We start from the raw sequence: 12,180 nt of genomic DNA, 5'->3' as shown, positions 1-12,180 counted from the left end.
GTCAGCCTCCCTGAACCGCGGTGACGATGTCGATCGTCTGTCCGCTCTCGAGTGTGTGCGTGGTCCACCCGCCGCGGCGCACGACCGCCCCGTCAACGGCTGCTGCGATGCCGAGTTTCGATCCGTCTGCGGGGGAACCATCGTCCGCCAGCGTCTTGCCGGTGATTTCGGCAACCAGGTCTCGAAGTGTGTCTCCGACGGCGAGAGCGCGTGCGTCGCCGTTCACAGTGACGTCGATCGTCTGTGTCATCGTGAGTCTCCTTTGCGTATGTCCTGAGCGAATCGTGAGGGGTCGACGGCGGTCAGCATGTCGGCGTCCCCCGACTCGCCTCTTGTGAGATCTGCGGTCAGCTGGGCGCCGAGAGGCGCGAGCAGGATGCCGTGGCGGAAGTAGCCGGTCGACACGACGCATCCCTCGTCGATGCGCCCGATCAACGGCAGATCATCGGGCGACCCGGGGCGTGCGCGCGCCGTCACATCAGTGATCTCGCATTCAAGCACGCTGGGGACGACGCGTTCTATGTCGCGCAGCAGCTGGTGCACGCCACCGGCGCTGATGCCGTCGACCCCGTCTTCGCGAACGCTCGCGCCGAGGACGAGGGTCCCGTCAGGGCGCGGAACGAGGTAGACAGGACGTCCGCGCACAAGGCCCCGGATGGTGCGGGTGACGATCGGCTGCAGCCGCCGAGGCACCGAGAGACGCACGACGTCGCCCCAGACGCTGCGCAGGGGAAGCCGCGGCATCCCTTCGATTGTTCCCGTGTCGGCTCCCGCGCAGACGACGACTTGGTCGGCGACAATGTTCTGACCGTTCGCGAGCGCAACACCGCGCGTGCGGCTTCCGTCAGAGGCCAGAGCCGCGACTCGGCGTCGCACGATGCTCTCGGTGAGCAGTGCCTGCAGCGCGTCAGTCATCCGCCGCGGGTCGATTGAGTGGTCTCCCTCGATCCTCACGGCCGCGGTGACGCCGGGGCCGAGAGCCGGTTCGAGAGCGCGCGCCTGTGTTCCGGCGATGAGCTCGAGGCTCAGGCCGAGCGATGTCTGCAGTGCGCAGAGCTCGCGCAGGCTCTGTCGGTCTGCGGCATCGCTGGCGCAGACAAGCGTCTCGGTCTGCGCGTAGCCGAGGTGATGGCCGGATGCTGTCGCGAGCTCCTCCGCGAACGTCGGGTAGAGCTGCGCTGCCGCGATCATCAGCGAGTACAGGGGCGACTGGCCCCAGACGACCTCCGACGCCGGCGCCAGCATTCCCGCCGCGGCGTAACTCGCGCCATTTCCGGGTGTCGGATCGACGATCGTCACCGACCAGCCGTCTTTCTTCAGCCGCCAGGCCGTGGCGAGCCCGATGATTCCGGCCCCGATAACGACAGCGTGCACGTGCGTTTCTCCCTCCGGCGGCATGATCCGCATCAGGTATAGCGGTCGGCACATGGCCCTCTCAGCCTCCAGGAGGCTCCCGCGAACTTCCTCTACTCTAGGCACATGCCCTCACATCTGCGACCCGTGATCTCCGCTGACGATTCCGTCCGTGCCGTGCGTCAGGCGGCACTCGAGAGCGCGCGGCTGTATGTCTGTACGGACGCGCGCCGGGATCGCGGCGATTTTGCGCGGTTTCTCGACTCGGCCTATGCCAACGGCGTCGACATCATTCAGCTTCGCGACAAGTCGCTCGAGGCGCGCGACGAGATTGAGGCCCTCGAGGTGCTCGCGGCCGCGGCAAAGCGGCACGGCAAGCTGTTCGCCGTGAATGATCGCGCCGATGTCGCAGCGCTGGTGGGCGCCGACGTCTTCCATGTCGGCCAGGGCGATCTGCCGAGTGAGCACGCTCGAGCGATTCTCGGTCCCGACGTGATCCTCGGCCGCTCAACGCACTCCATCGGCCAGGCTGAAGCGGCAAACGACGACGCCGACATCGACTACTTCTGCGTCGGTCCGGTGTGGGAGACCCCGACGAAGCCCGGTCGGGATGCCGTCGGACTCGACCCGGTACGGCGGGCCGTCGAGATCGCGAGCAAGCCATGGTTTGCCATCGGGGGCATCACCGGCGGAATGCGGCTCGACCGCGTCGTCGGCGCGGGCGCGTCACGCATCGTCGTCGTGCGCGCTGTCACCGATGCAGACAACGTCGGCCGAGCGGCACGAGCGTTGCGCGACCGGCTCGCCTGACCGCCCGACGCGAGACGGTCAGGGAACGCGGTGTCCCGCTGCCCTGGCCAGCTCGTACCACTCCGAATGTGTCAGGGGAATGTCTGAGCCGGCCGCAGCATCCGAGACCCGCTGCGGCGTCGTCGTTCCCAGCACGACCTGCATGCGAGCCGGATGCCGCGTGATCCACGCTGTCGCGATCGCGATCGGCGTGACGCCATAGGCCGCAGCGAGCCTGTCGATCACGGCGTTCAGCTCGGGGTACTCCGATGAGCCGAGAAACACGCCTGTGAAAAATCCGGCTTGAAACGGCGACCAGGCCTGCACCGTGATGTCGTGGAGGCGACAGTAGTCGAGCACGCCGCCATCGAGCATCACCGACTGCTGCTCCCCCGCCATGTTCGCGGCGAGGCCCTGTGCGATCAGCGGCGCGTGCGTCATCGACAGCTGCAGCTGATTTGCGACGATCGGCTGCGTCACAGACCGTTTGAGCAGCTCGATCTGCATCGGCGTGTGGTTTGACACTCCGAAGGCGCGCACTTTTCCCGCGCTCTGCAGCTCATCGAATGCCCGTGCGACCTCGTCTGGCTCGACCAGAGCATCGGGGCGATGCAGCAGCAGAATATCGATGTAGTCGGTCTGCAGGGCGGCGAGTGAGCCGTTCACGGAGTCGACGATGTGCTCATACGAGAAGTCGAAATACGGGCCATCGGGCACGATGCCGCATTTCGTCTGCAGCGTCAGGGCGTCGCGCTGCGATGGCGTGAGCGCCATCGCCTCGGCGAACCGCCGCTCGCACGCGTGCGGTGTCGGCCCGTAGACGTCCGCGTGATCGATGAAGCCAATTCCCGCCTCGCGCGCCGTCGCCACCAGCTCGCGCACCTCGGCATCTGTCTTGTCGGCGATTCGCATGGCGCCGAGCACGACGTTTGGTGCGGTGATGTCTGTTCCGGGCAGTGGGAGAGTCTTCATTCGTGTGGTTCCCTTCGAGAGCTGTGGCTAAACAGTTGTGAGCGCATGGTGCGGCCCGGTCGGCAGAGTCACCGCAACGACGTCGCCGGCCCGCACGGTTCCCCCGCGAGACACGATGCCCATCACTCCCGCCAGCCGCACGGTGTGGCCGTCGCCGTCTGCGAACACCATCTGCTTCATCAGACCGGGCTGATAGTCGTTGATCTGCGAACAGGGGTTGCGCAATCCGGTGATCGTGATCACGACGTCCCCGATCGCCAAACGGGTTCCGACGGGAAGCCCGAGCAGGTCGATGCCGCTCGTCGTGATGTTCTCACCCATCTCCCCCGGCTTCACCGTGTACCCCGCATCCGCCACCTGGTCGAAGAGCTCCCGGTGAATCAGATGCACCTGGCGCACGTTCGGCGTCGACGGGTTCTTCTTCACACGCGAACGGTGCTTCACCGTTGTGCCGGAATGAGCGTCGCCAGCGACACCGATTCCCTCGACAAGCGTGATCTCATCGACAGTCGGCTTGCTGAAGGAATGAGTATCGCTTCTGCTCACAGCCACAACGGATGCTGTCATTTTTGTCGCAACCCTCATTCCTGGTCTTACCTCCGAGCATGTTCGGGAGCTTCCGCTTCCGTCGCTTTCGATCTTTCCACAGCGCAACGCACAGCAGAAGCATGACGATGACAAACGGCACGGCCGAGACGATCGTGATGTTCTTGAGTCCGTTGAGAGCCTCAACAGAGTGGTCTCCTGTCAATTTTGGTTGACACATTCCAGGAACGTCAACTATTGTTGACAGCATGATCGAGAATCCAATGGATGCCGCGACAAGCAGCGACCCTCGCATCGGACTGCGCGCCGTGCGCTCCCTGCGCGAGCTTGCCGACAGGCTCGAGTCGCTTCACGTGAACCGGGCCCGAACACTCGACATGTCGTGGCAGGAAATCGCCGATGCCCTCGGGGTTTCGCGCCAGGCCGTACACAAAAAACATGGCAGGAGATAGAGATGTTTGAGAAGTTCACAACCAGCGCCCGCGAGATCGTTGTTGGGGCGCAGAGCACGGCACGCGCTGAGCGAGCATCGCAGATCGATTCGCGGCATCTGCTTCTGGGAGTCCTGGATGCTGGTGGAGAAACCGCGTCGACGATCATCGATGCGATTCCGGATGCCGCCGCCGCGCTCAACCGCATTCGACACGCCAACGCACCCTCCGGACTCGACGCTGAGGCACTCGCCTCCATCGGCATTGACATCAGCGGCGTCACCGCCCGCGCCGACGATGTTTTCGGCGAGGGGGCGCTGCAGAACGCGGGAACGACAAAACGCCACATTCCGTTCCGCAACGAGGCGAAGAAGGTGCTCGAGCTGGCCCTTCGCGAAGCGATCCGCCTGAACGAGAAGTCGATCGGTGCCCGGCACATCCTTCTCGGGATTCTGCGGGCGCGTGGCACAGCATATGACGCACTCGTCGCCGAAGGCGTCGACGTCGGGGCGCTTCGTGCGTCGCTCGACGGCCTTGCCGCGGCCTAGCGAGTGCCGATTCGCGCCCGATACCGCAGATCGACAATGGCGACGATGAGGGCGGCGACAACGACAACGGCAATCAACGTGAAACCGATCGCCATCGCGACGGGCCATTCTGTGAACGCGAGAGAGGCGAAGACGGCAGCGGTGACAACGGCGATGCCGACGGACGTGCCGATTCTCTGGCCGGTCTGCATGATGGCACCGGAGCTGCCCGCGTAGCTCAGCGGAACATCTGCGAGCGTGAGCGTCTGGTTGGGGCTGATGACGACGCCCTGAGCGATGCCGATGAACGCAAGCGACAGCAGCAGCCACCACTCGTTGGCGAGCCCAACCTGATTGAGGAGCACGACAGCAACTGTCGATGCCAGCCCAAAGAGCGCGATCAGAAGCCCAGCCACGACGATCTTGCGCCCATACACCGCGACTCTGCTGCCCGCCCAGTGCGCAGAGAACGCCGAGAGGATGGCCGAGGGTATGCCGACGAGGCCTGCTTCGAAAGCCGAGTGCCCCAGGCCGTCTTGCATGTAGAGGGCGATGAGCACCCACACGCTCGTCATCCCGAGAAAGTACAGCGTCACGATCGTCGTTCCGTTTGCAAAGCTGCGGGTCGCGAAGATCTTGAGATCAACCATCGGACTGTGCCCGAGCCGTGCATACCGACGCTCCCACAGCACCCAGGCGGCGACGAGCAGAATGCCGACGGGCAGCAGAAGCCAGACGAAGGCGGAAACACCGCTCTCGACAAACGGGAAGAGCAGAGAGAGCACGGCGAAGCCGAGAAGAAGAGCGCCGACGAGGTCCATCGAGCGACTGCGCTTCGCCGGTTGCTGTGAGTCGACGGGCGCTTTCGCTCCCCAGCTGATGAGCGGACGCGGAAACCAGAGGAGCGCGAGAACAATGGCCACAATGCCGACGGGCACATTGACGAGGAAGGTCAGTCGCCACCCGAGCTCTGCTCCGCCGAGATTGATCAGCAGGCCGCCGAGCACCGGGCCGATCGCAACGGAGACGCCGACGACGCTGCCGAAGTACCCGAACGCCTTGCCGCGCTCCGCGCCGCGAAAGTAGTGCTGAATCATACCGAGGCCCTGAGGGTTCAGAAGTCCTGAGCCCACGCCTTGCACGAAACGGGTGACGTTGAGCCACTCGGCATTCGGTGCGAGGCCAGCGACGATCGAGGATGCGGTGAAGACGACGACTCCGACGATGAAGATGCCCCCGCGCCCCAGGACGTCGCCGGCACGACCAGCGGCGACAAGCACGATGCCGAACGTCAGCGCGTACCCGGAGAGCACCCACTGAATGTCAGATTGAGACGCGTCGAGGCCGCTCTGGATCGATGGAAGGGCAACGTTGACGATGCTGACGCTGATGAGCGACATGAAGATCGCAACGAGCAGCACAGCCAGAATGCGCCAGCGATTCGGATCCGGTGGCTCCTGCACGGCATCCCCGCCCGATTCGAATGTGCTTCTCGCCGACATAGTCCTCCGTGTGTGTCCACAACAGACCAACGCATCGTGCGGCTATTTATTCCGGCGTGCCCCGCCACGCGGGTGAGGACGCCCCGGGGCACACATCGCGAGTCAGACTATTGCGTCGGCGATTGCTGTGTCTCCATCGTAGAAGTTCACTGTCTTCTTCACCGCGGCCTTCGTCGCCAGAACGTGAACGATTGCCTCGGCGACGTTCTCGCGAGACGTCACCTTGTCGTCGTCAGAGCGCCCGCCCTCGACGACATTGCCTGACTCGTCCGCAAGGGTGATGCTCCCCGTTGCCGGTTCGAGCGTCAGCCGCCCAGGCCCGAGGATCGTGTAGTCGAGGCTCGACTCTCGCACGGCGACATCGGCGTCGTGCTTGGCCTTCGCGTAGGTGTAGAAGGAGCTCTCCGGGTCGATGTTCTCGATGTCGACGCTCGCTCGCGCATACGACACCATGACGTAGCGAGAAACACCGACGCCCTCAGCCGCGGTTATGGTGCGCACTGCCGCTTCAAAGTCGACGGCGCGCGTGCGATCCGGATTGCCGCCGCCAGCTCCGGCAGAGAAGACGATCGCTTCTGCTCCGGCGAATGCGCCCGAGAGCGCACCGACGTCGGCCGTCTCGATATCAAGAACCACCGGTTCGGCTCCAGCGGCTCTGATCTCCTCCGACTGGTCGGCGTTGCGAATCAGCGACTCAACGCGATAACCCGCGGCGACAAGCTTCGGGGCGGCGAGCAGGGCGATCTTGCCGTGTCCTCCGACGATGACCACTCGTTTGTCCGTCATATGAACCTCCTTCTGCGCCGTCTCCGACGCCGGTCGTCGCTGTCCGCATGCGCATTGCCGCGGCAGCATCCGTCTCCACTGTCAACCGGTGTGAGTCGACGATATTCCACCGAGCATGGCACGTGAGCAATGCAACTCGCTCACCGAAGCACTCCGAGCACCTCGTTGAGAGCCTCGGTCGCTGACGGGTGCGTGTAGATCGAGTCACGCAGCGCGCTCGCGCTGATGCCATGTCGCATCGCGAGTGACACGAGGTTGATCACCTCTTGCGAATGCACGTGCATGAGCGCTGCACCGAGCACGAGGTCGGTTTCGCGATCGACGACGACTTTGACGATACCTCTTGGGTCGCCCTCGATCTTCGCCCGGGGCGCCGCGGCGATATCGGCCATCTGCTTCGCCCCCACCAGCACGTCATAGCCGCGCTCCCTGGCCTGCGCTTCGGTCAGGCCGACCCGCGCGAGGGGCGGCGTGAGAAACATGGTGTACGGAACGGCATTCCGATCCGCCGTTGAGCGTGTCCCCTCACCAAAGAGCTGATCGGAGACGATTCTGTTGTCATCAAGCGAAATGTAGGTGAACTGCGGGCCGCCGTTGACGTCACCAAGTGCGAAAACCCCGTCAGCGCTCGTGCGCAGGTGCTCATCAACGACGATGAAGCCATTGTCGTCGCTGCGCACTCCGGCGCGGTCGAGACCGAGCTCTGCCGTTTCGGGGGTACGCCCGAGCGCGAGCAGCACAGCATCAGCATCCACTGTCGTCAGCTCCCCCGCTATGTCGTAGGTCACGTGCGCGGCATCCTCGCTGTCAGAGACAGAGACAACGGATGCTCGTGAGACGATCGCGATTCCATCGTCGCGAAGAATCTCGGCGGCTGTCTCTGCCACATCACCATCTTCGTTTTTGAGCGGCCGCTCTCCGCGATCAAGCACCGTGACCCGCGAACCGAAGTGGGCGAACATCGATGCGAACTCCAGCCCGACGTAGCCGCCGCCCACGACGACAAGGGATCTCGGCATGGGAGACACATGCTGCAGGGTCTCGGAATTATGGATGCGGCCGCCGACGACGGCACCGTCGATCGGCGGGACGGCTGGCGAGGTTCCGGTATTCACAAGAACGGTGTCTGCGGTCAGCGTCAACGTCTCGCTTCCGCCCGTCACCCGCACCTCGCGCTCCGTCGTGAAAGTGGCTCGACCGCTGACAAGCAGAACGGAGTCGAGCTGATCGAGCATCGAAAAGTTCATTGCGCGCATGGCGCTCGTGAGCGTATCGCGCCTCGTCACCGCCGAAGCGAAGTAATCGTCGACGTCATCGGAGCTGCGCCGCTTCTCGGCATCGTGAACGAGAATTTTGGTGGGCACGCACGCGACGTTGATGCAGGTGCCGCCAACGCGATCATCCGACTGCTCGACGAGCGCGACGCGCTGCCCCTGTCGGGCGGCCGTCCCAGCTAGAGTCTTGCCGCCTTTTCCCCACCCGATGACCAGAATGTCGACGTGCTCAGTGTGTTCGGTCTCACCGTGATTATCTGACATAGCACCCGCCTCTTCGTCTGTCCCCACAGCGTACGCCGGACAGCTACACGCATGTATACGTCTCCTGTGAGACTCTAGGACGATGGTTGACACTCCGCCCGCAGATGCCTCCAGCATCCGAGATCTTGCCGCCGAGCACGGCCTTAATGTCGATGAATCATCGATCATCGTCAACGATGCCGGACTGGACTTTCGAGTGGCGATTGCTCAGGCGACCAACGGCGAGACTTGGGTTGTCCGTATGCCACGTCGACACGACGTGCTCGAACGCGCCGCTGTCGAGGAACGCCTGCTTCGTGCTGTTGCACCCCGCCTCTCCGCGCACGTACCGGACTGGCGAATCGTCTCGGAGCGGCTCATCGCCTACCCTCTACTTCCAGGGATACCCGGGCTGACGCTTGACGATTCGGGATCGCCCGTCTGGGCCTACGACATCGCATCCAGCACCTACGCCACGTCTCTCGGAGACCTGCTCTCAGAACTGCACGCCATCGACGCTTCTGAGGTCCGTGGAACCGGCATTGAGGTGCGCACCCCATCCGATGTGCGGGAGAAGTGGCGCGCAGATATCGACACAGTGAGTGCCGAGTTCGAGATTGCGCACCATCTGAACTCACGGTGGCATGCCTGGCTCGCCGACGACACATATTGGCCGGACTGGTCGGTGCTCACCCACGGTGAGATCTATCCCGCTCATACGCTGCTCGAGGGCGAACGCATCACAGCAGTGCTCGACTGGACCACGGCGGAGGTCGGCGACCCGGCGAGAGACTTCATGTTTCATCAGGCGTTTGCGCCACAGGAAACATTTGATCTGACCGTTCGCCGCTATGTCGAACTCGGCGGTCGCGTCTGGCCACGCCTCTCAGACCATTGCGCCGAGATGTTTGCAACCAGTCCCCTCGGCTACGGGCTCTTCGCACTGATGAGCGGCGAACAAGAGCACCGGAGCACAGCGGCGGCACTGCTCAATCCGGCGACCGATTAGGTATCCAGTCAGGGGCGAAGCGGGCGGTCGAGCCGCTCCTCCATCGCCCGCAGGGTGGTGCTCGCGTCGGCACCAATTTCATCATCGTCGAGGGAATCGAGCACTGCTCCGGCATGCTCTGACTCACCGATAACGGCAAGCGCGCGCAATGCCGCGATTCGTACACGGGAGTTGGCATCTGTCCTGACGATGCGCGCGCAGGCGTCTCCCGCCTCTCCGATCTCGTGACTGGCCACAACCTTGGCGCACATTTCCCGTACTCGCCAACTCTGGTCGGACAGACCGCCAATGATCTCCCCGCGCGCACCATCGTCGCCGATGTGAAGTAGGGTGCGCGCCGCCCAGACTCGAGGCCAGTAGTCGAGGTTGCGCTCCGGCCAGGTTCGAGCGGGCCCCCAGCGCTCCCACTGCCTGCCGGCGAGCCACCGTGGATCGGGAACGTCGTCGGCCGACGACGAATCGATGTGAACGCGCCCGGCCAGGACATCGCCGCACCAGTGCGCGAGCAGATCCCCTCCGATCTCGGCTCTCGCTGCCTCTGCTCGCTCCTGTGGCGAGGCCCTCAGCCAATCTTCCGCACCCATTTGTCGACTCTATCCGACGACGATCTCTAACTTTTCGCGACGAATCGGGAATAACCTGTCCGCGGCGAGCGCTTACTGTGAACACTTCTGTGTAACGCGGATGTCGGCCGCGCCGTTGACGTCTGCTGCGTCACTCACTGACCCGACACCACGCGCTAATCGAACGAGCGGAAGGCTCCTGCCGATGAATGCTCCCCCGCCGCCCTCGCCGACCACCCAGCATCCTGACTTCGGTTTGACCGTCATCACCCGGTCGCCCAATCCCACGAGGATCGACAATGAGCCGCCCAGACGTGCGCCGCTGTCAGAACGCATCCAGGCTATGGGTCAAAGCCGCCTCGGCGCACTGCTCTTGCTCATTGCGACGGCAATCGCGATCATTTGGGCGAATATCTCGTACGCATCGTATGAGCAGGTGTGGGGAACACACCTCGTCATTGGCGTCGAAGACCTGCAGCTGAGCTTCACCTTGCACGCGTTCGTCAATGACGCGATCATGGCGGTCTTCTTCTTCACCGTCGGCCTCGAAGTGCGTCGAGAATTCGCAATCGGTGAGCTGACGACGTGGTCTCGAGCGATGGTTCCCGTGCTGGCCGCACTTGCCGGCCTCGCGGTTCCCGCCCTGCTGTTCGTCGCGATCGCAGTCGGCACAGGAGCTGAGGATGCCTGGGGCGTGGTCATCTCGACAGACACTGCCTTCCTCGTTGGCGCCCTCGCACTTGTCGGGCCGCGCGCTCCAGGACGACTTCGCGTGTTCCTGCTCACGATGGCCATCGTCGATGACATCGGCGCACTCGCGATCATCGCGCTCGTCTACACCGATTCGCTGCAGGTTCTGCCACTTGCACTTGCCGCCCTCGGGCTCACGGCGATCTTCTTTACGCGCTATCTGAGTTCCGGACGAGGCCCCACATACGCAATTCTTTCCATCATTGTGTGGCTCGCGTTCTTGGCATCTGGTGTGCACCCCACCCTTGCCGGAGTCGCCATCGCACTGCTCGTCCCTGTTTATCGGCCGAGCCGCAGAGATGTCGAGCACGCCCTCAGTCTCACGCAGACATTTCGGCAGTCGCCGAACTCCCGGTACGCGCGTGCGGCAGCAAATAGCCTGCGTGAATCCATCTCGATCAATGAGCGTCTTCAGTCGGCGTATGCGCCGATCGTGGCGTACGCGATCGTTCCACTTTTCGCCCTCGCGAATGCGGGAGTGAGGATCAACGGGGAGATCCTCTCCGACGCTGTACGGTCACCGATCATGTGGGCCATCGTCGCCGGGCTGGTTGCCGGAAAGTTCATCGGCATCTTCGGGTCGATTTGGACCATGAAGGTATTCAGGGTTGGCAGTCTCGGACCGGGTCTGACACTGCGACGCATCGCAGGAGGAAGCCTGCTCTCGGGAATCGGATTCACGATCTCCCTCTTCATCGTCGACTTGGCGATCGCCGACCCGGAGCTGCAGAACATCGCGCGCGTCGGCGTGCTGACAGCATCCATTATCGCCTTCGCACTGTCTGCGCTCTTCTTCCGAATCTCCGAGCGCACGTCGCCGACGTCCGAGGCTGGCCACCGCCTCGTCCGCCCCGTCGATCCGACCCGCGACCACGTCTATGGGCCAGAGAACGCCCGCTACACGCTTGTCGAGTACGGCGATTTTCAGTGTGAATTCTGCTTGAAGGCGACGGGCGCGGTCGGCGAGGTTCAGAAACGGCTCGGCAACGACGTGCGCTATGTCTGGCGTCATGCACCGCTGGCAAGCTATCACCCCAATGCCATCGCCGCAGCCGAGGCGGCTGAGGCAGCCCACCGGCAGGGAAAATTCGGCGAGTTCATGCGCAGCCTCTTCGCGGATCAGGCAAACCAGCAACCCGCAGACATGCTGCGGCGCGCAGACGAGCTCGGCTTGGACGTCGGTCAATTCGAATCGGATCTGAGTTCAGCCGAGGTGGCGGCCCGGGTTCGAGATGACGCTCTCGATGCGGAATCCATGGAGATCTCAGCGGTTCCGACATTCTTCGTCAACGGCGTGCGCCATGTGGGCCCGTTCGACGCGGCTTCCTTGATCCGCTCGCTTGAATCGACCGCGCCGAGCACCCCAAAGGGCGCAGACCGCTAAGTCGTCACGACGAGCGGCTCGGCCGAACAGCGCGCGGCTCCATCCGAAACC

The 12,180-nt window shown here is 63.7% G+C and carries 13 protein-coding genes and 1 riboswitch; of the genes, 5 read left to right on the top strand and 8 right to left on the bottom strand.

The features are described from left to right. Position 1: 1 nt before the first annotated feature. Complete coding sequence (gene thiS / locus HCR84_RS06335; protein ID WP_166984191.1) at positions 2-250, bottom strand: sulfur carrier protein ThiS; 249 nt, start codon at positions 248-250, stop codon at positions 2-4. Further along, complete coding sequence (gene thiO / locus HCR84_RS06330) at positions 247-1,374, bottom strand: glycine oxidase ThiO (protein WP_166984192.1); 1,128 nt, start codon at positions 1,372-1,374, stop codon at positions 247-249. The genes thiS and thiO overlap by 4 nt, the downstream gene beginning before the upstream one ends. Then, positions 1,367-1,467, bottom strand: a riboswitch (TPP riboswitch). It overlaps the preceding gene by 8 nt. 12 nt (positions 1,468-1,479) lie before the next feature. Here thiO and thiE point away from each other — a divergent pair. After that, positions 1,480-2,163, top strand: coding sequence for a thiamine phosphate synthase (thiE, locus tag HCR84_RS06325; RefSeq protein ID WP_166984193.1), 684 nt, complete (start codon positions 1,480-1,482; stop codon positions 2,161-2,163). A gap of 18 nt (positions 2,164-2,181) precedes the next feature. Here the strand turns inward: thiE and HCR84_RS06320 are convergent, their stop codons facing one another. Both HCR84_RS06320 and HCR84_RS06315 read right to left on the bottom strand, forming a co-directional pair. Next, a complete protein-coding gene (locus HCR84_RS06320) occupies positions 2,182-3,114 on the bottom strand; it encodes an aldo/keto reductase (protein ID WP_166984194.1) in 933 nt (310 codons plus the stop codon). 27 nt (positions 3,115-3,141) lie between these two features. Then, the gene (locus tag HCR84_RS06315) at positions 3,142-3,681 is read right to left on the bottom strand and encodes an MOSC domain-containing protein (RefSeq protein WP_166984195.1); all 540 of its coding nucleotides are present in this window, start codon (positions 3,679-3,681) and stop codon (positions 3,142-3,144) included. Positions 3,682-3,908: 227 nt separating this feature from the next. On the opposite strand from HCR84_RS06315, the gene HCR84_RS06305 reads away from it, so the two are divergent. Both HCR84_RS06305 and HCR84_RS06300 read left to right on the top strand, forming a co-directional pair. Then, positions 3,909-4,112, top strand: a complete 204-nt coding sequence (locus HCR84_RS06305) for an RNA polymerase subunit sigma-70 (protein ID WP_166984196.1) — start codon at positions 3,909-3,911, stop codon at positions 4,110-4,112. Positions 4,113-4,114: 2 nt separating this feature from the next. Further along, complete coding sequence (locus HCR84_RS06300; protein WP_195706695.1) at positions 4,115-4,639, top strand: Clp protease N-terminal domain-containing protein; 525 nt, start codon at positions 4,115-4,117, stop codon at positions 4,637-4,639. Here the strand turns inward: HCR84_RS06300 and HCR84_RS06295 are convergent. From HCR84_RS06295 to HCR84_RS06285, 3 genes are all read right to left on the bottom strand, one after another. Continuing rightward, positions 4,636-6,120: an MFS transporter gene (locus HCR84_RS06295; protein WP_166984197.1), complete on the bottom strand. Its 1,485-nt coding sequence runs from the start codon at positions 6,118-6,120 to the stop codon at positions 4,636-4,638. The two genes, HCR84_RS06300 and HCR84_RS06295, sit on opposite strands and share 4 nt — an antisense overlap. Positions 6,121-6,222: 102 nt before the next feature. Beyond that, complete coding sequence (locus tag HCR84_RS06290) at positions 6,223-6,906, bottom strand: SDR family oxidoreductase (RefSeq protein ID WP_166984198.1); 684 nt, start codon at positions 6,904-6,906, stop codon at positions 6,223-6,225. Positions 6,907-7,046: 140 nt separating this feature from the next. Continuing rightward, entirely contained in the window at positions 7,047-8,444 is a 1,398-nt protein-coding gene (locus HCR84_RS06285; RefSeq protein WP_166984199.1) for an FAD-dependent oxidoreductase, read from the bottom strand. Between the two features lie 82 nt (positions 8,445-8,526). Between HCR84_RS06285 and HCR84_RS06280 the strand changes: the two genes are divergently transcribed. Then, a complete protein-coding gene (locus tag HCR84_RS06280; protein WP_166984200.1) occupies positions 8,527-9,432 on the top strand; it encodes a macrolide 2'-phosphotransferase in 906 nt (301 codons plus the stop codon). Positions 9,433-9,440: 8 nt separating this feature from the next. On the opposite strand, the gene HCR84_RS06275 is transcribed toward HCR84_RS06280, so the two are convergent. Then, entirely contained in the window at positions 9,441-10,016 is a 576-nt protein-coding gene (locus tag HCR84_RS06275) for a HEAT repeat domain-containing protein (RefSeq protein WP_166984201.1), read from the bottom strand. Positions 10,017-10,200: 184 nt separating this feature from the next. On the opposite strand from HCR84_RS06275, the gene nhaA reads away from it, so the two are divergent. Next, positions 10,201-12,129: a Na+/H+ antiporter NhaA gene (nhaA, locus tag HCR84_RS06270; protein WP_166984202.1), complete on the top strand. Its 1,929-nt coding sequence runs from the start codon at positions 10,201-10,203 to the stop codon at positions 12,127-12,129. The last annotated feature ends 51 nt before the right edge of the window (positions 12,130-12,180 follow it).

It is taken from the genome of Paramicrobacterium fandaimingii (genome assembly GCF_011751745.2).
Taxonomy (GTDB): Bacteria; Actinomycetota; Actinomycetes; order Actinomycetales; family Microbacteriaceae; genus Paramicrobacterium; species Paramicrobacterium fandaimingii.
This window is presented reverse-complemented; position numbering and strand designations above follow the sequence as displayed.